Here is a 20,074-nt window from a genome sequence, read left to right as displayed (position 1 = left end):
CTTTCGCGGGGCAGGACAGTTGTGCGAGAAGCTCGAACTCAGGCTACGCCCGCGCGCGGCCGTTCGCCTTGCCAACAGCGACGCCGTTGAGCTTCTTCTTTTTGGCGGCCTTCGCACCCGCCTTCTGCGCTTTGCGCTCCGTGCGCGCCTTCACCTTGGCGCGCTCGGCCCGCGCCTCGGCGCGCAGCTTCTTGCGCTTCTTCTCGCAAGATTCGCACTTGCAGCCGATCGGCTTCAGGTAGGCTTTGAAATAATCGGTGCCGTAGTCGTAATTGATCTCGTCGCCCGGCTCGATGTTCTTGATGGCGCGGATGAAGACCTTGCGCTCGCGCGGCCGAACGTCGGATTCGGCGTTGGGCCGGCACGAATGGTTGATGTAGCGCGCGAGGTTCTTGCGCACCGAGCCGTCGATGGTCCAGCGGCCGTTGAGCTCGAACAGGTATTTGTTCTCGATGTCGTCGTGCTCGGGAATCCGGGAGTCCAGGATCGGTCCGTAATAACGGATGATCCGGGTGCCCTTCTTGATCGGCTTGGTGGCGAAGAGGCCGAGCCCGGTTTTCGAGCGGCCGACGCGATAAGGTTTGTTGGACGAGGTGGCTGGCATGATCACGAAAAACGAGGACGCGAACGAGGCTGAAAGAGCCCAAGCGAAGCCGCTCTTCTAGAACGATTCCGCGCCGCTGTCAGGTGTCTGTCGACCCTGTTTGAACCTTGCCCACAATCAAGACGTCTGATGGTACGGAGTTCCCGCTCGACCAAAGGCATCGTCATGTTCCGCATCACCACCGCAGCTCTGGCCATATTGCTCCTGGCCATGTTGCTGATGTGCAGCGGTCTCGGCCGCGCCGACGCCCAATCCGTGGGCAGCCAATATACCTCGACGGCCCCGAAGGATTGCCGCCAGATCGGCAAGCCCAGCGAGCTCGACGGCAGCACCACGCGGGTTTGCAAGGGCAAGGATGGCCTCGTGGTCCTGATCGCCGAGGATGATCTTCGCGAGGTCGTCTCCGTCGGCCGCAATCGCAAGGCCGCGGCCGAGGAACCGGCGGCAAAAGTCTGGTTCGCTCCGTTCAACTCGTCCGAAGCCACCGTCGAATGGCTCACCGCGGGGGCCAAGCCGTTTGCGATGATCCAGCGCTGGCACATCGCCGATGGCACCGATCCCGACAAGCAGGGGCGGCCGAACACCAAGGCCATGCTCATCGTGACCCGGCTGCCACCCGGCCCCGTCTGCCACGTCGCCTATGTCGACGCGATCGCCAACCGGAACGCCAATGAGCTGGCGCGCAAGGCGGCAGACGAGTTCGCCCGCAGCTTCATCTGCGGCAAGGACAGGGTGAAGATCGTTGGTGCCAGCGGCCGCGCGGTCGAGCTGGCGACGATGCGCTAGGCTTTCGTCTTCGCCCGCGTCTTGGCGCGGCGGTAGCGCGCCAGCAGGCGCTCACCTTTTGCGGCGATGCGCCGTGCCGCCGCCACCGTTCTCGGAACCGGCTCGCGCCAGGCATGCGCCGACAAGGCGCCGGGTCGGCCGGCCCTTGGCATCGACGAGGGGCGGCAACTTGGCGCGACCATAGAAACGGACGGCCCAGCTTCCCTTGCGCCGCATCTCCTGCGGTGTCATCTCGGATGCCGTCTTGGTGACGCCCGGCCGCAGATGTGCGCCTTGCTTGCGCGCGAAAGCCTTGCGGCCCGCGGCGGTCAAGCCGCCCCGCGGATCCTTTTCGGGTGCGGATGCGCGGCGCTTGCGCGACGTCGTTGCAGCTTTCTTCTTTGCAGACTTTTTCCTTGCGGCCTTCTTTGTAACCTTGCGCTTGGGCGTCTTCTTCTTGGCGGATTTTTTCTTCGAAGCTTTCGCCTTGGACGGTTTCTTCGCTGCCATGCGCATGTTGTCTACGAGGTTGGGATAGCTGCGCCCGGCGCGGCGAGCACGCGCCTTGGCCGCCGATTTCTGCGCAGGCGTGAGATGCTTGGACGCCTTGCCGGCGCGCTTGCGCGGGTTTGATCGTTTCCAGGGGGCACGGGATGATTTTGCCATGCGGCGTCAACGCCTCATCACGGCTGCGGTTGCGCTCGTCCTGACCGAATCAGGGACCCGGCAACTTCCCCGTCACCGGCGACATCAGCATCGCCTCGAGCAGGCGTTCGGGCGTCGTGCCCTCGGGCAGGCGCCCCAGAATATCCTTAAGCCGCCCATCGAGCAGCAGCATGGTAAAACCGTGCACCATCGACCAGGCGCGCGCGATCGCGGCGCCCTGATTGAGCGTCAGCGCGTCGCCGCGGATCTGTTCCTGCCGCATCATGCCGACGGCATTGGCAAGCCCCGCGAAGGACGCCTCGGCGGCCTCGTGCAGCGACGGCCTGGAATAGTCGAGGCGCTCGGTGCGGAACATGATGCCGTACATGCCAGGATGAGCCTGGGCATAGGCGACATAGGCTTTCGGCCGCGCCAGCGCGCGCTCGAGCGAGGTGGTGGCGCTGTCAGAGGACGAGGCCATCGCCGCATTGAATTGGCGGAAGCCGACTGCCGCGAGCTCACTGAGAAGCCCGGTGAGGTCGCCGAAATGATGGGTGGGCGCCGCATGCGAGACGCCCGCTTCGCGCGCCACCGCGCGCAATGTCAGGCCGGCGAGCCCGTCCCGCTCCAGCACCCGTTCGGCGGCCTGGAGCAGCGCCTCGCGCAGCGCGCCGTGATGATAGGGCGCCACGGACTTGACGCTCGCCGGTTGTCGCGCGGGACGCGCCGGCGCGCTCGCCTTTTTTGAGGTGCGCGCACCGCGCGCGGTTTCTGTCCTGATTTCACTCTTGCCCATCGGCCAGCTATAGGACGCCATATTGACAGTGTAAAGATTTCCCTTGACCAAGCCCCCTCACATGGCTATTTCATCTTTACGATGTAAAGATAAGGAGGGATACGCTGTGCAGCAGGACGCCGTTGCCGAACGCCGCCACAACCTCGGTCCGATCCCGTTCGAGGCCGACGCGCCCTTCCTGAAAATCATCGGTGAATTGCCGCGCGACCTGAACGGCACGCTCTATCGCAACGGCCCCAATCCGCAGTTCGACTCGCCCGGCGCGCACTGGTTCGTCGGCGACGGCATGCTGCACGCCTTTCACCTTGAGAACGGCCGCGCCAGCTATCGCAACCGCTGGATCCGTACGCCGAAATGGCTGGCCGAGCACGATGCCGGCCGCACGCTGTTTGGCGGCTTCGGCCGCAAGCTGCCGGATGCGCCGGCGAACCTGACCGATAGCGGTGTCGCCAACACCAACATCATCTTCCATGCCGGCAAGCTGCTTGCGCTGGAAGAAGCGCATCTGCCCACCGAGATCGAACCAGGCACGCTCGCAACGCGCGGCTATCACAATTATCATGGCCGCGTCGCCGGCAGCTTCACGGCGCATCCCAAGATCGATCCCGTCACGGGCGAGCTGGTGTTCTTCGGCTACAACGCCGCGGGACCGCTGACGCCTGCTCTCTCCTACGGATCGATCGATGCGTCCGGCAAGGCGACGCGCTTCGAACGGTTCGAGGTGCCTTATGCCAGCATGGTGCACGACTTCATCGTCACCGAGAACCACGTGCTGTTTCCGATCCTGCCCCTCACCGGCAGCATGGAGCGCGCGATGAGCGGACGGCCTCCCTACGCCTGGGAGCCGGACAAGGGCGCCTATGTCGGCGTGATCAAGCGCAAGGGAAGCGCGAACGACATTGTCTGGTTCCGCGCTGAAGCCTGCTACGTCTTTCACGTCATGAATGCGTGGGAGGACGGCAATCAGATCATCGCCGACGTCATGCAGTTCGAGGAAGCGCCGCTGTTTCCGCATCCCGACGGGCGGCCGACCGATCCGGAGAAGTCGCGCGCCCGCCATTGCCGCTGGACGTTCGATCTCTCAGGCGACACCGACCGCTTCCAGCAGAGCTATCTCGACGATCTCACCGGCGAATTCCCGCGCATCGACGACCGCCGCGCCGGATTGAACAGCCGTCATGGCTGGTACGCCTGCGCCAATCCGAAGCTGCCGATGTTCGGCGCGCTATCCGGCGTCGTCCATGTCGACGGCAATGGCAAGCGCCTCGGCCATTATCTGCTGCCGGCCGGCGACACCATTTCCGAACCGGTGTTCGTCGAGCGGTCGAAAGATGCGGCGGAAGGCGATGGCTGGCTGCTGGCGGTGGTCTGGCGCGCGCGGGAGAACCGCAGCGACCTCGCCGTGTTCAATGCCGGAGATGTCGAGGCCGGCCCCGTCGCGCTGGTGCAGCTCGGCCATCGCGTGCCCGACGGTTTTCACGGCAATTGGGTCGGCGCGCGCTAGCTCCTCTCGACATCGCTGATGTCACCAAAAGGTCTCTCATGCCTATGCCCTCGATCGCCGCGGACCGCCTCGCTGTCCTGATCCTGTTCCTGATCTGCGCCGGGATCACGCTCCAGATGATCCGGCCGCGGCGGAGCGGCCAAATCGTCTTCAACGGGGGTATCCTGCTCGCCTTCGTCCTCTCGACCGCTTGTGCGTTACCTGTGCTGTCGCACCTGCCCTGGGCCGGCGTCGTCGACGAAATGGCCGACCAAGCCGTTGCAGCAATTCAATTTTTGGAAGTCGCTTACATCATTTTGACACTGTAAAGATATTGCTTGACCCCAGCGCGCTCCTGACCTATTGATCTTTACACCGTAAAGATAAGGCCCGACCGAGGCGAACCATGGCGATCTTCCTGATCCTCGCGCCCTACGGCGCCTTTACTTTCCTGATGCTGGTGACCTCGGCTACGATCAGCGTCTTCGTAGCCTCGGCAATCTGTCTCGCGACCGTCGCGATCGATGTCATGCGCGGCCGCACGGTGAAGATCCTGGCTATGGGCTCGGCGCTGCTGTTCGCCGCAATCGGCCTCCATCTCGCGCTGTTCGACCCAGCGCTCGGCACACTCGGTGTCAAGCTGTCGGTCGACATCGGCATCTTCGTCATCTCGCTCGGCTCGATGCTGGTCCGCCGTCCCTTCACGCTGCAATACGCGCTCGAATCCGTACCGGCCGAGATCGCGGCAATGCCAGGCTTCCACTATGCCAACTACGTCATCACAGGCGCATGGACCGCGGCTGCACTGCTGATGGCGGCCGCCAATCTCGTGCTGCTCTACGTCCCTGGCCTGCCGCTCTGGTCGAGCCTTGCGGTCGCCTTCGCCGCCCGCAACAGCGCGATCTATTTCACAAAATGGTATCCCGAATATCGGCAGATCAAGTACGGTGCGCCGACCAGCGCACTGCCCCACACTCGCTGAACAGGATCGACGATGAAGGACGTATTCGCCCGCCTCGCCTCCGACCTCTTCTCCGCCATCGTCTTCCTGGTCATCTACCTCGTGACCGACAACGTCGTCCTGGCAACGTCGGTCGCGATTGCCGGAGCGATCGCGCAGGTGATCTACGCGCGCGTCAAGGGGCAGCAGCTCAATTACATGACCTATGCGAGCGTCGCGCTCGTCGTCGTGCTGGGCACGGTCACGCTGCTGACCAACGACCCCCGCTTCATGCTCGCAAAGCCCTCGATCGCACATTTCGCGATCGGTGCCATCATGCTCAAGCGCGGCTGGATGCTGCGCTACATGCCATCGATCGTCGTCGAGACCGTTCCGGAGTACGTGACGGCAGCGGGTTATGCCTGGGCCGCGCTGATGTTCGTGATCGGTGCCGGCATGATCGCCGTCGCCTCCACAGGCGATCTGAAGCTGTGGGCGTTCTACATCACCGTGGTCGCGGGCGGCGCCAAGATCGTCGCCTTCGCCGTGCAATATGTCGTGCTCCGTCTCATCGTCACCAGCCGACGGCGCGCCGCCGCCCGCGCCTAAATGCCTCCAACGGAGCGTTAGGCGCGGGCGGCGAGTTGCGCTATACGCTCGGCCGGGACTGGTCCGCGGATCGTCGCGGTCCGCCGGGATCTTGGGAGACGCGAATGGCCGTCGACGGCAACTGGGCTCTGACCCTGACGACACCCATGGGCGAGCGTAAGGCGACGCTGAGCCTGACGGCTGCCGGCGGCACGCTCACGGGGACGCAGGGTGCGGAAGGCGATACAGCCGAGATTTTCGACGGCACCGTCAGCGGCGATGCCGTCAACTGGAAGGTCTCGATCACCAATCCGATGCCGTTGACGCTCGAATTCATCGGAACCGTCTCCGGCGACAGCATGAGCGGTGAGATGGGCATCGGCCCGATGGGCAGCTTCCCGTTCACCGGCACGCGCGCGTAAGCCGCGCGGCAACCGTGCGCGCGCTCGGTTTCATCGCGGCGACGATCCTGTGTGTCGCGAACCAAGCGGCGCGCGCGGACGATGCCGAACCGGCGTGGCGGACTAGCGCGCTCGCCATGCTACCGGCAGGCTATGTCGCCGGCACGGCCTATCGAACCGAAGGTTCGACGGGCTACCTCGCCGTCTATCCGGCCCCATCGAACGATCCGAAGTCACCTGCAAGCGTGTTCGTCGCGCGCCAAGCTCTCGTGGTCGCGCTGACGCCGGATGCGACGCGCGCAGTCTCGGCCGAATTGAAGCCGCGTAGCGGGCCGGATCCTGACAACGACGACACTGAGTTCGCAAAGCTGCACGCCGATCTCGCCGCCAGGCGCTCAACGCTTCCCGACGGCACCGAGCCCTGTGATTTCGGCGCATGGTCCGTCGACAAGGATCCTGACGGCCTCAACGTGCGTGCTGAACCATCGATCAAGGCGCGTGTGCTCGGCACGCTTCCGCCGCCTTACCGGCTCAAGCTCGGCGGCAGCGAGAACACGCCCGATGGCGGCTGGCTCACTGAATTCCGCATCATCGGCTTCAAGAACGGCTGGTTTCTGATCGAAGGCGCCAAGCCGCCGGGCAAGGACTACGAGGACGACAAGAAATATCCGCGCAGCGCGCCAAAGCCCTATGCCGGACGCGGCTGGGTCGCCTCCAACAAGGTCGGCGCGTCCTACGCCAATGGCGCGACACGCATGGGCGGTCTGTTCCAGGCGCCCTTCGTCGATGCGAAATGGATGCCGGCCCAGCGCGAGCTCGGCGGCCCGATCGACACCGACGGCGGACCGAAGCACATCTTTGCTTGCAGCGGTCTCTGGGGCCTTGTCGAGAGCCAGGACGGCGTCCGCGGCTGGTGGCGCGGGCTGTGCTCCAACCAGGTCACGAATTGCAGCTAGCACGCTGAGGCATCCGCATCGTCATGGCCGGGCTTGTCCCGGCCATCCACGTCTTCCTCGCCGCACCAAGAACGTGGATGCCCGGGACAAGCCCGGGCATGACGATCGTGATGGGGGGCATGCACAATTACTCGCACGCAGGTGCGAGTGAGGCAGCTAACCCAGATTCAACTCCTTGAAGAAGTCGTTGCCCTTGTCGTCGATGATGATGAACGCCGGGAAGTCGACGACCTCGATGCGCCAGATCGCTTCCATGCCGAGCTCGGGATATTCGAGCACCTCGACCTTCTTGATGCAGTGCTCGGCAAGGTTCGCCGCGGCACCGCCGATCGAGCCGAGATAGAAGCCGCCATATTTCTTGCAAGCCTCACGCACGGCCGCCGCCCGGTTGCCCTTAGCCACCATCACCATCGAGCCGCCGGCGGCCTGGAACTGATCGACGAAGGAATCCATACGGCCCGCAGTGGTGGGGCCGAACGCACCGGAGGCGTAGCCCTCCGGCGTCTTGGCCGGGCCCGCGTAATAGACCGGATGGTTCTTGAAATAGTCCGGCAGCGGCTCGCCCTGGTCGAGCCGCTCGCGCAGCTTGGCATGCGCGGAATCGCGCGCGACGATCATGGTGCCGGTCATCGAGACCCGCGTCTTGGTCGGGTACTTCGAGAACGTGGCAAGGATATCCTTCATCGGCTGATTAAGGTCGATCTTGACGACCTCGCCGCCGAGCGACTGCTCGACCTCAGGCAGATACTGCGCCGGGTTGTGCTCGAGCTCTTCGAGATAGACGCCGTCCTTGGTGATCTTGCCGAGCACCTGGCGATCGGCCGAGCAGGACACGCCCAGCCCGATCGGCAGCGAGGCACCGTGACGCGGCATGCGGATCACGCGCACGTCGTGGCAGAAATATTTTCCGCCGAACTGCGCGCCGACGCCGAGCGACTGCGTCATCTTCAGGATTTCCTGCTCCATCTCGAGATCGCGAAACGCGTTGCCGTCGGGCGAGCCGTGGGTCGGCAGCGCGTCGAGATAGCGAGCCGACGCCAGCTTCACCGTCTTCATGCAGAGCTCGGCCGAGGTGCCGCCGATCACGATCGCGAGGTGATAAGGCGGGCACGCCGCAGTGCCCAGCGTCAACACTTTCTCCTTGAGGAAGGCGAGCAGCCGGTCCTTGGTCAGCACCGAAGGCGTCGCCTGGAACAGAAAACTCTTGTTGGCGCTGCCGCCGCCCTTCGCCATGAACATGAACTTGTAGGCGTCATCACCTTCGGCGTAGATCTCGCACTGCGCCGGCATGTTGTTGGCGGTGTTCTTCTCCTCGTACATCGACAAGGGCGCGACCTGCGAGTAGCGCAGATTGCGGCGCAGGTAAGCATCGCGCGCGCCTTCCGACAGCGCCGCCTCGTCGTCACCGTCGGTGATGACGTTGCAGCCCTTCTTGCCCATGATGATCGCGGTGCCGGTGTCCTGGCACATCGGCAGCACGCCGCCGGCGGCGATGTTGGCGTTCTTGAGAAAGTCCAGCGCGACGAACTTGTCGTTCGGGCTCGCCTCGCCGTCCTCCAGGATCGCGCGGAGCTGCTTCAGATGACCGGGCCGCAGATAGTGGTTGATGTCGCCAAAGGCGGCTTCCGACAGGTCCCGCAGCGCCTCGCGCGACACCACCAGCATGTCTTTCCCCAGGACCTTCTCGACCCGCACGCCCTCGGCCGTGATCTTCTTGTAGGGCGTCTCGTCCTTGCCCAGCGGAAACAGCGGCGTGTGCTTGTAGGGCGGAACGGGCTTTGCGGGGTCGGGGAAGGCGGTGGGAGCGTTCATGGGCTGGAATCTCGGGGTTTTGGAGCCCTCGCATGGGCCCCTTTCATAGAAGCGTTCTAAGCTTTTTTGCCGCAAAGGGAAGGCGCTCTGGTGCGGTCGGGGCATCCGGATTCGGCGGCTGGCCGCGGACACCAGGCCCTCATGATGCCAGTGAAGACCCTGGGTGCACCCCTTGCGCTACGCGCGGGACGACGATTGAATGCGCCCGCTAAGGGGCTTTTCATCATGACATTGAACTTGCACGTCCGCGGCGCGATCCTGGTTGCCGCCGCCATCACCGGCCTTGTGACCCTCGTCTCGCCCGCTCGCGCGGACCGCTGCGATGACAGCGCCAAGGAGCTGGCGAACCAGGTCGATCGCCTCAAGGTGAATTTCCGCGCCGCGAATGTCGTCTATCTGACTCATCCCGCGGCCAAGGAATTGTCCGTGGCTTGCCGTGGCGACAAATATTCGATCGAGCTCTATGCCAAGGGCGATCGCAAGCCGAAACCGGAGTTCTTTACGCTGGTAGGGTCGATGGCGGCGATCGTCTTCACCGTGACCAAGGACGATACGACGACGGGCGCGACACGCTGCCTGAAACGGATGGGGCTCTTGCGCGGCGACAAGATCAGCATGCGTTACCGGCGTCTCAACATGGAATGCACCCGCACCAAGACGGATGCGTCCATCGCGATCACGCGCGGCAAGGACGAATAGGCGGTCCCCCGCGCGGTGTGCGTCTGACAGCACACCGCCCACTACAGACTCCGTCATTCCGAGCGAAGCGAAGCAATCCAGAATCCCTCCGCGGAGACAGACTGGATTGCTTCGCTGCGCTCGCAATGACGAGGAGAGGTCCGAGAGCACATCCCACCGCACCAGATCCCTCGCATTTTAACGATTGGCTTGAAGGAAATTTCGGGTCTCGCGGCGCAGGATCAATTGTTTCCATATGTGAGGATTTGTGGATGAGCGTTTCTACCGTTTCGCCGCCGCCGATCGCGATCGTGGTGCCGAGCTACGACACGAACAAGCAGCAGGACGACCAGATCAAGACCAAGGACAACGACCCGACCTATAAGCCGCCGCCGCCCGCGCCGCTGCCGCCGGGTCAGGGTACGCGGATCGATCAGCTCGCCTGATCAGCCGCGTCGAAGATGAAATGCCCGATCCGGTCGATCGGGCTTTTCGCGTGTCCGGCCGTATCTTCGCCGGATAGCGGGACCAATATCGTGCGCGGCTACCCTGAGACCTGCGCATGATCGCAAGACTCCTGTTGCAGAGCACGATCACCACCGCCGCCATGGGCGCGCTGCTGTTCGCGTGCGCCGGAACCCTGCACTGGCCGTCGGCCTGGGGGTTCCTCGCGATCTCCGCCCTGCTCGGCCCGCTCTGCGGCTGGTGGCTTTACCGGGTCGACCCCGCACTGCTCGCCGAACGCCTGCGGCCGGTCCTGCAAAAGGACCAGCCCGCTGCCGACAAGGCGTTCATGGCCGTCTTCGTCGTCGCGATGCTGGTCTGGCTGGCGGCGATGGGGCTCGACCGGCGTACGCTAGCCTCCGATATGCCGATGGCGGCGCAGATACTCGGCCTCGCCCTGTTCCTGCTCTCGACACTGTTCATCCTCTGGGTCTTCCGCGAGAACTCGTTCGCGGCGCCCGTGGTGAAACTGCAAGCCGAGCGCGCGCAGCGCGCGATCTCGACGGGGCCTTATGGCCATGTGCGCCATCCGATGTATAGCGGCATGATCCTGTTCTTCGCCGGCGTGCCGCTGCTTTTGGGCTCATGGTGGGACTTATGATGGTGCCGCTGTTCCTCCTGTTGTTTGCCATCCGCACTCGCATCGAGGAGCGCACGCTGCGCGAGGGCCTGCCAGGCTATGCCGACTATGTGACGCGCGGGCGCTATCGCCTGTTTCCTGGCGTATGGTGAGCGCGCACCCCCCCCTCGGCACCTCCGGACCGGCTAACCATCCAATTCGCGGTAGCGGCGGAAGATGCCCTGCTCGTTGAAGGCAATGCGGCGGCGGCTTTCGAGATAGGCCTTGATGTTCGGCCGCGCCGCGACGCGGTCGTGCAGGCCGACGAGGCCTGGGATATCTGTCTCGAACGCCTTCATCCGCTTCGGAAACGCATAGCGCAGCCCCGCGACGATCTGGAACAGCGAGAGATCGACATAGGACAGCTTGCGGCCGGTGAGATAGGCGCCGCCATTGTTTTGAAGCAGCTGCTCGAAATAGCCGAGATATTTCGGCACGCGCTCGCCCCAGAAGTCGGCCGTGCGCTTCTTCGCCGGCGGCTTCTGATCTTCGTAGTAGAGCGAGGGCCCGAGCGGATGATGGGTATCGTGAATCTCGACCACGAAATCGGTGATCGTGAGCTGGAGCTGATGCACCCAGAGTTGACCCGCTTCCGATTTCGGGGCGAGAGCGTGGCGGGCGCCGAGATAGAGCAGGATGTTCGCGGTCTGGCCGATGACGACCTTGCCGGCTTTGAGGAACGGCGGCGCAAAGGGCGGCGTGCCCTTGTGCGCGTCGATCATCTTCATCATCGCAGCTGTGCCGCGTGGGCCACGCGCCACGTCGATGTAAGCCGCGCCCGCCTCCTCCAGCGCCAGCCGCACATATTCACCGCGGCCCTGGATCTCGGGCCAATAATAGAGCTCGTATTTCATGAAAGGGGTCCGTGATTGCGTGGCGGCGAGTGTAGCACGCAACCACGAACTCCATGAGGGCGGAGCGAGTTCCGCGTCTCAATTCGACGCGAAGCAATACAGCAGGCCGTCGCCGCCGGTGCTCTTCAGATCGGCCTGCGAGCAGCCGCCATCGGGGCCGCGCGAGGGATGCGAGCTGTTCCACGATTTCGACGGCTCGTCATCGCGCAGGCCTTGACGATCGGCATGGCCGACGACCGCCGCGCCTTGCGTGCTCGACGTCCAGTTCTTGCAGGTCTTGTCGTCACCCGCGGGAAATGCGCTGCCGTCGGCTTGCGAACCCGTGAGGATGTCGTGCCGGTTCGGCGTGTCGCCGCGGCCGTTGATGACCTCGCCCTTCTCGCTGAGCGCGGTCTGCTTGGTGAGGTTGTTGGCCGCCCCGTGCAGGTCGGCAACGTCCTTGGCGATCACAGCGCCCTTGGCGTTCTGCCACGGTCCCTTGCCGATGCGGTCGCGCGCGTTGACGGCCGGCTTGCCGTCGGCGGTCTGCGTGGAGAGATAAGCGCGCCAGGTCTTGCTGCCGGCGCCGCCGGCCTGGGCCAACTTCTGGCACTGCGCATCGGCCCCCTCCAGGCCACCGAGATCGGCGCCCTTGCCAGGACCATTGGAAGTCACGAAGAACGTCATGTCGGCCGACTGCGCCTGCGCAGATGGTGCTGCGAACAAGGCCGCGGCGAGCGCGAGGCCTGAAATCGTCACGGATCTCTCAATGCGGATCATCCTGTCCTCCCTTTGTGTTTTCGTTGGCCGCCAGATTTCAACCCGACGCAGGCCCGCTTATTCCGGTGCCGCGATGCGAGAGGCCCAAAAGAAAAAGGCGCCGTGCAAGAAGCACGACGCCTTTGTTATTCATGTCGCCTGCGATCAGTTGGTCTGCTGGATCGCCGACAATTCCCAGGCGCCGCCCGGACGTCGGGCAAAGGTCCAGACTTCGGTGGCCTCGCCCGGCTGCTCGCTGCCGGCGACAATTGCGCCGGTATTGCGGTCGAGCGTCTTGTCGGTGAGCGCGAAGCGCAGCGCCACGGTCGCGTAATCGGTCTCGCCTTCGCGCCAGGATTCCGCGAGGTCGCCCTGCAACAGCTTCACATCGCTGACCTTGTTGACGACATTGCGCGCGCGGTTCTGGCCGAGGTCCTGCTCGAAATAGGAGACCATTTCCGGCGTCGCGAGCGTGTGCAGCTTGGCCACATCCTCGTTCGACCAGGCGGACTGGACGTCGCCGAGCAGACGCTCGAACGCCTCATAGTCGTCCGGCTTGATCTCGAGCGGCGCGTTGTTGGCGCCGAAGCCGAAGCCGCCACCAAGGCCACTACGGTTGTTCGCCTGCGGTCCCGGACCGGCACCGGCGTCAGCGTTGGCATAGGCCGCCTGCGGGGTGTGGCGGCGCTGCCACCAGGACATCGCCAGCCGAACCACGAGCACCACGAGCACGATCTGGATGATCAGACCGATGATCGACGATAGGCCGCCGAGCCCGCCGAACAGGCCACCGCCGAACAGCATGCCGAGCAGGCCTGCGCCGAGGAAGCCGGCCGCAAGGCCGCCCATGAAACCGCCGGCCCGGCCGAACAGGCCGCCGCGCGCGGGTGCGGCGGCAGCCGAATTCATGCCTGCGCCCGGCTGGGTGTAGGTCCGATTGAACTGCGAGGTCGAACCCGGCGCGGTCGTGGTCGATGGCGGGGCCGAATAGGTGCGCGAACCGCGCGAGCCCGACGACATGCCGCCACCGACGCGCGCGTCGGCGGACGAGATCGCCAGCGCAGTCGGCAGCGCAAGCGCCAGCACGACGGCAATCGTCTTGAAGAGACTGCGGGAGCGTTGCGAGAAATTCATGTTGGTTTCCCAGATCCCCGGCATGGGGACGTGCCCCTAAGATGGGCAGCCTTCCGTAAAAAGGAAGCCACTATCGGAACTTATGGCTGCGGCCCTCAGTCGCGGGGATGTGGCAAAAGCCCATCTTTGGCGGCAGCTTGGCTGCGTGTGCGAAGGGGCCGCGGTCGCGGGTTACCGGTGGCTTTGGTGCCGGCAATTCCGCTTTTCCGTCGTCATTGCGTTGAGGCCCTCACCCCGCCTTTGCTATCGTCTCCTTCACGGCCGCCACGAGCTGGCTCAGCGTGAACGGCTTGGGCAGGAAGTCGAACTGCTGGCCTTCGGGCAGGCTCTTCTCGAATGCGTCTTCCGCGTAGCCGGAGACGAAGATGAACTTGATGTCGGGGTTCTTCTCGCGCATCGCCTTGAGCAGCGTCGGGCCGTCCATCTCCGGCATCACGACGTCGGACACGACGAGATCGATTCCGCCGCTCTGCTCTTCCAGCACCTCCAGCGCCTCGACGCCGTTCTCGGCCTCGACGACGGTGTAGCCGCGCGAGCGCAGACCGCGTGCGTTGAGCGCGCGCAGGCCCTCTTCGTCCTCGACCAGGAGGATGGTGCCCTGTCCGGTGAGATCGGTGCGGGGCTTGGCGTCCGCCGTGGACCCAGCTTCCTTCGCGGCACCATTGCTGGCGCCAACGGCCGGCGCCGGCTGCTCGACCTGCACCTCCGGCTCGGCATGATGGCGCGGCAGGAAGATCTGGAATGAGGTGCCCTGCCCCGGCTCCGAGTCCACGTAAATGAAGCCACCGGTCTGCTTGACGATGCCGTAGACGGTCGAGAGCCCGAGGCCGGTGCCCTTGCCGACTTCCTTGGTCGAGAAGAACGGCTCGAAGATTTTGTCGCGGATATCGGCGGGGATGCCGGTACCGGTGTCGGCGACCTCGATCCGCACGTAGTCCGCGGCCGGCATGCCCTTGTAGGCCAGCCTGGCCGCCTCCTCGGCGGTGACGTTGGCGGTGCGGATGATCAGCTTGCCGCCGTCGGGCATGGCGTCGCGCGCGTTGACCGCAAGATTGACGATGACCTGCTCGAACTGGGAGACGTCGACCTTGACCGGCCAGAGATCGCGGCCGTGGATGGTCTCGTGCTTGACCTTCTCGCCGATCAGGCGGCGCAGCAGCATGGCGAGGTCGGAGAGCGCATCGCCGAGGTCGAGCACCTGCGGCCGCAGCGTCTGCCGCCGCGAGAACGCCAGCAACTGCCGCACCAGCGTGGCGGCCCGCGTCGCGTTCTGCTTGATCTGCATGATGTCCTGGAACGACGGATCAGTCGGCTTGTGCGCGTTCAGCAGGAAGTCGTTCGCCATCATGATGGCGGAGAGCACGTTGTTGAAGTCGTGGGCGATGCCGCCGGCGAGCTGGCCGACAGTCTCCATCTTCTGCGACTGGTTGATCTGGTTCTCCAGCGCGCGCCGCTCGGTGGTCTCGAGCATGTGCACGATGGCGGCTTCCGCGTCGTTCTCACCCCCGTCGACCGGCGTGACGAAGAACTGGCCCCAGCGCTCCTTGGAGCCTTCCAGCGCGACCTCGACCGGCGCGATGTCGGCCTGATTCTCGGCGGCCTGGTTGATGGCCGCGATCAGCAAATGACGGTCGCGCGAATTGACCGCGCGGAAGATCGACTTGCTGGCGCTGTCGAGCCCCAACGCCTGCCCGAGCTTGGCGTAGCGCGCATTGGCGCGCACGACGTTGCCGCCGCGGTCGACGGTGGCGATCGCCATCGGCGTATGGTCGAAGAAGCGCATGAAGCGCACTTCGGCGGCGCGGTCCGGATCGCTGCGCTCGTCGCGGGCGCGGCTGATCACCAGCGTGCGCGACGGGCCTGGCGCACCGTCGGCGCCGAAGGCGAGCTTGTGATAGAGCCGTACCGGCATGGTCTTGCCGGTACGCATGCGCAGGTCGATGTCGAAGACTTCCGTCTTGACCTCGCCCGGGACCGCCACGATCGCAGTCAGAAGCGAAGCGCCGTCGCCGGAGACGATGTCGGTGAGCTTCAGCCCGCCCGAGCCGATCTCGGCAAGGTCGTAGTCGAGCCAGTTCGCCAGCGTCGCGTTGACATAAGCGAGCTCGCCGGCTGGATTGACCGAGAAGAAACCGCAAGGCGCGTGATCGAGATATTCGATCGCGTGCTGGAGTTCCTGGAACACGTCCTCCTGGCGCTCGCGGTCGCGGGTGATGTCGGCGATCGACCACACCGCGTATCTCGTCTCGCGCTTGCCGGTGCCGAGGGGCCGCACCCGCATGCGCAGCCAGCGGCCCTGGCTGCCGTCATGGCCGGAGATGCGCACCTCTTCCTGCTGCCGCTTGCCTTCGCGCGCGGCTTTCAACAGGCGGAACACCGCTTCGGAGACGTCGGGGTTGCCGATGAAGACGCGCTCCACGGGACGCACGTCCTGTGGGCCGGCAGCGCCGGTCAGCGTCAGATAGGCCGCATTGGAATAGACCACATGGCCGCGCGGATCGGTCACGGCGAGGCCGTCGAAGGCGTGGTCGGCGATGCGCCCCATCACGGGATCATCGAGATTGCGATCGACGAAGCGGATGATGCCGGCGGCAAAGGCGAACAGGTTGAACAGGCCGACCATCGCCAGCACGGCGAGGATGCCGAGAATATAGGGCTGCGCCTGCGCGCGCCCGAGCGTCATCAGCCCGACGGCAACGGCGACGAGGCCGGCGGCCACCAGCAGCACCAGGGCAATGCTGCCCGAGCGCGGCGACGGCTCGTGCGCCGCAACGGGCTCGCGTGTGAGGTCGTGGTCGGTCTCGGCAGTCATCTCAAGCTGGCACAGCCTGTCGGCAGAGAATCAACGCGCTACAGGGCGCGCAGGGTCCTCCCTGCCTGAATCGGACCCGCAGGCGCAAGGGCAGCAGGGGCGAAAGGTACGCTGATTCCCAGATTACGGCCATTTCCAGTACTTTTCAGGGGTTTTATTGCCGGCTGGCACCGAATCCGCTCTTCAGACGCATGACGTAGCCGATGACTTCGGCGACCGCATGGTAGTGCTCGGTCGGGATTTCCTCGTCGATCTCGACGGTGGCGTAGAGCGCGCGGGCGAGCGGCACGTTCTCGACGATCGGGATGTCGTGCTCGCGCGCGATCTCCCGGATCTTGAAAGCGAGGTTGTCGACGCCCTTGGCGACGCAGATCGGCGCCGACATGCCGCGCTCGTAGGACAGCGCGATCGAATAGTGGGTCGGGTTGGTGATGATCACGGAGGCCTTGGGAACCGCCGCCATCATGCGCTTCTTGGAGCGCTGCTGGCGCAGCTGCCTCAGCTTGCCCTTGATGTGTGGGTCGCCTTCGGACTGCTTGTACTCTTCCTTGATCTCCTGGAGCGACATCTTCTGCCGCTGGAACCAACTGCGATACTGGAAGAAATAGTCGCCGATGGCGATGATGGCGAGCGCCGCGACCACCGCGCCGAGCAGGTGAATGGTCAGGCTGGTGGAGGCACCGAGCAGGGCGGCCGGATCGAGCCTGACCATCGCCTCCATGCGATGCCGCTCCGGCCACAGGATCACGGTCATGACCGCGCCGAGCACGATCAGCTTGCCGAGACCCTTGAGGAAATTCGCCGCCGCTTGCTTGCCGAAGATGCGCTTGAGGCCCTCGGCAGGCGACAGCTTGCTGAACTTGGGCTTGAGGGATTCGGCCGACCAGACCAGGCGGTGCTGCAGCACGTTGCCGGCAATTGCCGCGAGTACCAGCATCAGCAGCGGCACGCCCACCGCCGCGAGCACCGCGACTTCGATCTGCTGCATCAGGGCGAGCAGAGCCCTGCCGTCGGTCTTGATCATCCAGGAATTGGCGAGCAGGTTGCGCATCGGCGCCAACAGCCCGCTGCCGACCGATCCCGAGAAGCTCGAGACCACGAGCGTGGCGCCCGCGATCATGAACCAGGTGTTGATCTCCTGGCTCTTGGCGACGTCACCGCGTTCGAGCGCCTCTTCGAGACGTTTTTGCGTCGGGTCTTCTGTTTGACTCTCTGGATCGTTGTCTTCCGCCATCGATCACCCGGTCACTTGAGTGGCATCATCTGGTGCATGACACCGATGAAATAGTCGAGATAGGTGCCCATCATCGCCGTGAGCACGACGGCGAGCACCAGAAAGCCGGCGAAGATCGAGAGCGGCACGCCGACGAAATAGACCTGCATCTGCGGCATCAGCCGCGCCAGTACGCCGAGCCCGATGTTGAAGACGAGGCCGAACACCAGGAACGGGCCGGAGAGTTGCAAGCCCAGGCGGAACGCGGCGGCAAAGGCGCGCGTCGCCAGCGCGGCGACATCGCCGCTCGACACCGTCTCGCCCGGCGCGAAGATCGTGTAGCTGTCGTTTAGCGCCGCGATCACCAGATGATGGCTGTCCGTGGCGAACAGCAGCGTGACCCCCAGTATCGTCAGGAAGTTGCCGACGAGCACGCCCTGCTGTCCCTGCGTCGGATCGACCGACGTGACGAAGCCGAGCCCCATCTGCTGTGCGATCACGGCGCCGGCAACCTGCAGCGCCGACAACGTCACCCGCGCGGTCGCCCCCAGCACGATGCCGATGACGATCTCATGCAGCATCAGGACCAGCAGCGGCGCGATCGAGCCCATGTCGACCTGATAGGCGTTGCGATGCAGCGGCAGGATAATCAGCGTGAGCAGCAGCGCGATCGACAGTTTGATCCGTGTCGGGATATTGGTCTCGCCGAGGCCCGGCAACAGCATCACCATCGCGCCGACCCGGGCAAAGGCGAGCATGAAGGAGGCGGCAAGCGCCGGCAGCAGCGAGACGTCGATGCGCATGACGGGCGCATAGTGCCTCAGCCGCCGATGATTCGCGACGATATCCGCAGCATGTGGGAATGCAGCGCGTCGGCCATGAACGGCAAGGCCAACAGCATTGTGGCAAAGATGGCCAGGATCTTCGGCACGTAGATCAGCGTCTGCTCCTGGATCTGCGTCAGCGCCTGGAACAGCGACACGACGACGCCGACCACGAGGCCGACCACCATCAGGGGCGACGACACGATCACGATGGTCCAGATCGCATCACGCGCGACGTCGAGGGTTTCCGGTCCGGTCATTTCGCAGTTCCTTTGTCTTATTCCTCGCCTCCCACCCCTCTTGTGAGCGATGCGAAGGCCTATCCCCGGTCATTGCGAGCGCAGCGAAGCAATCCAGACTGCCGCTTCGGAAAGACTCTGGATTGCTTCGCTGCACTCGCAATGACGATTGGGGCGGGGCGCGAGCGCCAAAAATCAGATCGGCATCTTCATGATGTCTTCATAGGCCGCGATCACGCGGTCGCGGACCGAGACCAGCGTGGACACGGCGACGTCGGTGTCTGCGACCGCCGTCACCACGTCCATCACGTTGGCCTTGCCGGCGGCCATCGCCACCGTCTGCGCATCGGATTTGCGGCCGGACTCCAGGACGCTGCCGACAGTGTCTTTCAGAAGAGAGGCGAAGGACTGCCCGCTCGGCTCGCTGCCCTTGCCGGCACCGCTGTTCTCCAGCACGCGGGCAAGGTTTGCATAGGCGTTGGCGGCAATTGTCGGTGTTGCCATGGTTCAAATGTCCTGTTCAGCTCTTGAGGATGTCGAGGGTGCGCTGGATCATCCGGCGCGTCGCGCTGATGATGTTGAGATTGGCCTCGTAGGACCGCTGCGCGTCGCGCATGTCGGTCATCTCGACCACCGAGTTCACGTTGGGATATTTGACGTTGCCGGTTGCATCCGCCGCCGGATTGTTCGGCTCGTATTTGGTGCGGAAATTGGACTGGTCGGGTTTGATCCTGCCGAGGGTGACGACCTGCGCGTCGAGTGTACGGTCGAGCGCGGAGGAGAAGGTCGGCACCTTGCGCCGGTAAGGATCGCCGCCGGCGCTCTGCGAGGTCGAATCCGCATTTGCGATGTTCTCCGAGATCACCCGCATGCGCCCGGCCTGCGCCCGCAGACCGGAGGTCGCGATCGCCATCGAGCGGGCAAAGTCGCTGCTGTCATTCGCCATGATGCGCTTCCTCTAGCTCTAGCCTTTGCCGATCGCGGTCTTGAGCAGGTGCAGGCTCTTCGAATAGAGCGAGGTTGCCGCCGCATAATCCATCTGGTTGCTGGCGGCCTTCATCATCTCCTCTTCGAGATTGACGGCGTTGCCCGCGGGGCGGGTCTCAAAACCGGCATTCTTGTTCTGGTCGAATCCGGAGGCCGCGCCTGACGGCGCCATGTGGGAACCGCTGGTGCGGGTAAGCGCCAAGGGGCCCATCGAACCCGTGACGGCGCCAGCCTTGTCCAGCTTCGGCTCGACCAAGTCGCGCGGCCGGAATTTGGGCGTGTCTGAATTGGAGACGTTCTCGGACAGGACGCGCTGGCGCTCCTGGTGCCATTGCATCTTGGTGCGAAGCGCCGATAGCACCGGAAGATCGTTGATGGACATCGTTGCGGCTCCTTCCGCCTCGCAGGACCCGTGGTCCGAAGCTAGGCAGAATTTGCCGCCTGTATGGTTAACAGCTGGTTAAGGAGGTCGCAGGCAGTTG

General features: G+C 64.5%; 23 protein-coding genes and 1 pseudogene. 10 read left to right on the top strand and 14 right to left on the bottom strand.

Annotated features, from left to right (window positions below; genetic code table 11):
• Nucleotides 1–43: 43 nt before the first annotated feature.
• The gene (locus N551_RS0114995; protein ID WP_027567622.1) at nt 44–604 is read right to left on the bottom strand and encodes an SET domain-containing protein; all 561 of its coding nucleotides are present in this window, start codon (nt 602–604) and stop codon (nt 44–46) included.
• A gap of 165 nt (nt 605–769) precedes the next feature.
• On the opposite strand from N551_RS0114995, the gene N551_RS0114990 reads away from it, so the two are divergent.
• A complete protein-coding gene (locus N551_RS0114990; RefSeq protein WP_027567621.1) occupies nt 770–1,390 on the top strand; it encodes a hypothetical protein in 621 nt (206 codons plus the stop codon).
• A gap of 51 nt (nt 1,391–1,441) precedes the next feature.
• Here the strand turns inward: N551_RS0114990 and N551_RS35505 are convergent, their stop codons facing one another.
• Both N551_RS35505 and N551_RS0114980 read right to left on the bottom strand, forming a co-directional pair.
• A complete protein-coding gene (locus tag N551_RS35505; RefSeq protein WP_245287778.1) occupies nt 1,442–2,035 on the bottom strand; it encodes a DUF6321 domain-containing protein in 594 nt (197 codons plus the stop codon).
• A gap of 49 nt (nt 2,036–2,084) precedes the next feature.
• On the bottom strand, nt 2,085–2,810 hold the full coding sequence (locus N551_RS0114980; RefSeq protein ID WP_027567620.1) for a TetR/AcrR family transcriptional regulator: 726 nt from the start codon (nt 2,808–2,810) through the stop codon (nt 2,085–2,087).
• 106 nt (nt 2,811–2,916) lie between these two features.
• Between N551_RS0114980 and N551_RS0114975 the strand changes: the two genes are divergently transcribed.
• From N551_RS0114975 to N551_RS0114950, 6 genes are all read left to right on the top strand, one after another.
• Nucleotides 2,917–4,314 (top strand): carotenoid oxygenase family protein, encoded by a 1,398-nt coding sequence (locus N551_RS0114975; RefSeq protein WP_027567619.1) that lies wholly within the window; start codon nt 2,917–2,919, stop codon nt 4,312–4,314.
• 38 nt (nt 4,315–4,352) lie between these two features.
• Nucleotides 4,353–4,622 (top strand): hypothetical protein, encoded by a 270-nt coding sequence (locus N551_RS0114970; RefSeq protein ID WP_027567618.1) that lies wholly within the window; start codon nt 4,353–4,355, stop codon nt 4,620–4,622.
• A gap of 77 nt (nt 4,623–4,699) precedes the next feature.
• Entirely contained in the window at nt 4,700–5,275 is a 576-nt protein-coding gene (locus N551_RS0114965; protein WP_027567617.1) for a hypothetical protein, read from the top strand.
• A 12-nt stretch (nt 5,276–5,287) separates the two neighbouring features.
• On the top strand, nt 5,288–5,842 hold the full coding sequence (locus tag N551_RS0114960; protein WP_027567616.1) for an inner membrane-spanning protein YciB: 555 nt from the start codon (nt 5,288–5,290) through the stop codon (nt 5,840–5,842).
• A gap of 104 nt (nt 5,843–5,946) precedes the next feature.
• Nucleotides 5,947–6,243, top strand: coding sequence for a hypothetical protein (locus N551_RS0114955; protein ID WP_027567615.1), 297 nt, complete (start codon nt 5,947–5,949; stop codon nt 6,241–6,243).
• A gap of 14 nt (nt 6,244–6,257) precedes the next feature.
• A complete protein-coding gene (locus N551_RS0114950; RefSeq protein WP_027567614.1) occupies nt 6,258–7,178 on the top strand; it encodes an SH3 domain-containing protein in 921 nt (306 codons plus the stop codon).
• Between the two features lie 156 nt (nt 7,179–7,334).
• On the opposite strand, the gene N551_RS0114945 is transcribed toward N551_RS0114950, so the two are convergent.
• Complete coding sequence (locus N551_RS0114945; protein WP_027567613.1) at nt 7,335–8,990, bottom strand: fumarate hydratase; 1,656 nt, start codon at nt 8,988–8,990, stop codon at nt 7,335–7,337.
• Nucleotides 8,991–9,215: 225 nt separating this feature from the next.
• Between N551_RS0114945 and N551_RS0114940 the strand changes: the two genes are divergently transcribed.
• From N551_RS0114940 to N551_RS35500, 3 genes and pseudogenes are all read left to right on the top strand, one after another.
• A complete protein-coding gene (locus N551_RS0114940) occupies nt 9,216–9,689 on the top strand; it encodes a hypothetical protein (RefSeq protein WP_027567612.1) in 474 nt (157 codons plus the stop codon).
• 251 nt (nt 9,690–9,940) lie between these two features.
• On the top strand, nt 9,941–10,114 hold the full coding sequence (locus N551_RS38795; protein ID WP_197031138.1) for a hypothetical protein: 174 nt from the start codon (nt 9,941–9,943) through the stop codon (nt 10,112–10,114).
• A 116-nt stretch (nt 10,115–10,230) separates the two neighbouring features.
• Nucleotides 10,231–10,904: pseudogene (locus N551_RS35500) on the top strand (isoprenylcysteine carboxylmethyltransferase family protein).
• Between the two features lie 33 nt (nt 10,905–10,937).
• Here the strand turns inward: N551_RS35500 and N551_RS0114920 are convergent.
• The 10 genes from N551_RS0114920 to flgB all read right to left on the bottom strand — a co-directional run bounded on the left by N551_RS0114920 (nt 10,938) and on the right by flgB (nt 19,974).
• Nucleotides 10,938–11,645 (bottom strand): glutathione S-transferase, encoded by a 708-nt coding sequence (locus N551_RS0114920; protein ID WP_027567611.1) that lies wholly within the window; start codon nt 11,643–11,645, stop codon nt 10,938–10,940.
• Nucleotides 11,646–11,723: 78 nt separating this feature from the next.
• Nucleotides 11,724–12,404: a lectin gene (locus N551_RS0114915; RefSeq protein WP_027567610.1), complete on the bottom strand. Its 681-nt coding sequence runs from the start codon at nt 12,402–12,404 to the stop codon at nt 11,724–11,726.
• Nucleotides 12,405–12,548: 144 nt separating this feature from the next.
• Nucleotides 12,549–13,541, bottom strand: coding sequence for a Tim44 domain-containing protein (locus N551_RS0114910; RefSeq protein ID WP_027567609.1), 993 nt, complete (start codon nt 13,539–13,541; stop codon nt 12,549–12,551).
• Nucleotides 13,542–13,746: 205 nt separating this feature from the next.
• Complete coding sequence (cckA, locus tag N551_RS0114905) at nt 13,747–16,329, bottom strand: cell cycle histidine kinase CckA (RefSeq protein WP_027567608.1); 2,583 nt, start codon at nt 16,327–16,329, stop codon at nt 13,747–13,749.
• Nucleotides 16,330–16,483: 154 nt separating this feature from the next.
• Complete coding sequence (gene flhB / locus N551_RS0114900) at nt 16,484–17,563, bottom strand: flagellar biosynthesis protein FlhB (RefSeq protein WP_018456412.1); 1,080 nt, start codon at nt 17,561–17,563, stop codon at nt 16,484–16,486.
• 11 nt (nt 17,564–17,574) lie between these two features.
• Nucleotides 17,575–18,345 carry a flagellar biosynthetic protein FliR gene (gene fliR, locus N551_RS0114895; protein WP_007602155.1) on the bottom strand — a complete coding sequence of 257 codons (771 nt, stop codon included), beginning with the start codon at nt 18,343–18,345 and terminating at the stop codon, nt 17,575–17,577.
• A gap of 17 nt (nt 18,346–18,362) precedes the next feature.
• Complete coding sequence (gene fliQ / locus N551_RS0114890) at nt 18,363–18,626, bottom strand: flagellar biosynthesis protein FliQ (protein ID WP_007612284.1); 264 nt, start codon at nt 18,624–18,626, stop codon at nt 18,363–18,365.
• 174 nt (nt 18,627–18,800) lie between these two features.
• The gene (gene fliE, locus N551_RS0114885; protein ID WP_007612285.1) at nt 18,801–19,109 is read right to left on the bottom strand and encodes a flagellar hook-basal body complex protein FliE; all 309 of its coding nucleotides are present in this window, start codon (nt 19,107–19,109) and stop codon (nt 18,801–18,803) included.
• Nucleotides 19,110–19,125: 16 nt separating this feature from the next.
• Nucleotides 19,126–19,551, bottom strand: coding sequence for a flagellar basal body rod protein FlgC (gene flgC / locus N551_RS0114880; RefSeq protein ID WP_027567607.1), 426 nt, complete (start codon nt 19,549–19,551; stop codon nt 19,126–19,128).
• An 18-nt stretch (nt 19,552–19,569) separates the two neighbouring features.
• On the bottom strand, nt 19,570–19,974 hold the full coding sequence (gene flgB, locus N551_RS0114875; protein ID WP_027518914.1) for a flagellar basal body rod protein FlgB: 405 nt from the start codon (nt 19,972–19,974) through the stop codon (nt 19,570–19,572).
• Nucleotides 19,975–20,074: the final 100 nt, after the last annotated feature.

Source organism: Bradyrhizobium sp. URHA0013 (assembly GCF_000518345.1).
Classification (GTDB): domain Bacteria; phylum Pseudomonadota; class Alphaproteobacteria; order Rhizobiales; family Xanthobacteraceae; genus Bradyrhizobium.
Note: the sequence above shows the minus strand (reverse complement) of the source record. Positions and strands in the feature narration are given on the sequence as shown.

Coding starts and splice junctions, on each gene's coding strand:
- N551_RS0114945 (WP_027567613.1), bottom strand. CDS start 8,990: ATGAACGCTCCCACCGCCTTCCCCGACCCCGCAAAGCCCGTTCCGCCC.
- cckA (WP_027567608.1), bottom strand. CDS start 16,329: ATGACTGCCGAGACCGACCACGACCTCACACGCGAGCCCGTTGCGGCG.
- N551_RS0114980 (WP_027567620.1), bottom strand. CDS start 2,810: ATGGGCAAGAGTGAAATCAGGACAGAAACCGCGCGCGGTGCGCGCACC.
- N551_RS0114995 (WP_027567622.1), bottom strand. CDS start 604: ATGCCAGCCACCTCGTCCAACAAACCTTATCGCGTCGGCCGCTCGAAA.
- N551_RS0114970 (WP_027567618.1), top strand. CDS start 4,353: ATGCCTATGCCCTCGATCGCCGCGGACCGCCTCGCTGTCCTGATCCTG.
- N551_RS38795 (WP_197031138.1), top strand. CDS start 9,941: ATGAGCGTTTCTACCGTTTCGCCGCCGCCGATCGCGATCGTGGTGCCG.
- N551_RS0114990 (WP_027567621.1), top strand. CDS start 770: ATGTTCCGCATCACCACCGCAGCTCTGGCCATATTGCTCCTGGCCATG.
- N551_RS0114955 (WP_027567615.1), top strand. CDS start 5,947: ATGGCCGTCGACGGCAACTGGGCTCTGACCCTGACGACACCCATGGGC.
- N551_RS35505 (WP_245287778.1), bottom strand. CDS start 2,035: ATGGCAAAATCATCCCGTGCCCCCTGGAAACGATCAAACCCGCGCAAG.
- fliE (WP_007612285.1), bottom strand. CDS start 19,109: ATGGCAACACCGACAATTGCCGCCAACGCCTATGCAAACCTTGCCCGC.
- N551_RS0114960 (WP_027567616.1), top strand. CDS start 5,288: ATGAAGGACGTATTCGCCCGCCTCGCCTCCGACCTCTTCTCCGCCATC.
- N551_RS0114910 (WP_027567609.1), bottom strand. CDS start 13,541: ATGCCGGGGATCTGGGAAACCAACATGAATTTCTCGCAACGCTCCCGC.
- N551_RS0114965 (WP_027567617.1), top strand. CDS start 4,700: ATGGCGATCTTCCTGATCCTCGCGCCCTACGGCGCCTTTACTTTCCTG.
- N551_RS0114940 (WP_027567612.1), top strand. CDS start 9,216: ATGACATTGAACTTGCACGTCCGCGGCGCGATCCTGGTTGCCGCCGCC.
- N551_RS0114915 (WP_027567610.1), bottom strand. CDS start 12,404: ATGATCCGCATTGAGAGATCCGTGACGATTTCAGGCCTCGCGCTCGCC.
- fliR (WP_007602155.1), bottom strand. CDS start 18,345: ATGCGCATCGACGTCTCGCTGCTGCCGGCGCTTGCCGCCTCCTTCATG.
- flhB (WP_018456412.1), bottom strand. CDS start 17,563: ATGGCGGAAGACAACGATCCAGAGAGTCAAACAGAAGACCCGACGCAA.
- N551_RS0114920 (WP_027567611.1), bottom strand. CDS start 11,645: ATGAAATACGAGCTCTATTATTGGCCCGAGATCCAGGGCCGCGGTGAA.
- flgC (WP_027567607.1), bottom strand. CDS start 19,551: ATGGCGAATGACAGCAGCGACTTTGCCCGCTCGATGGCGATCGCGACC.
- flgB (WP_027518914.1), bottom strand. CDS start 19,974: ATGTCCATCAACGATCTTCCGGTGCTATCGGCGCTTCGCACCAAGATG.
- fliQ (WP_007612284.1), bottom strand. CDS start 18,626: ATGACCGGACCGGAAACCCTCGACGTCGCGCGTGATGCGATCTGGACC.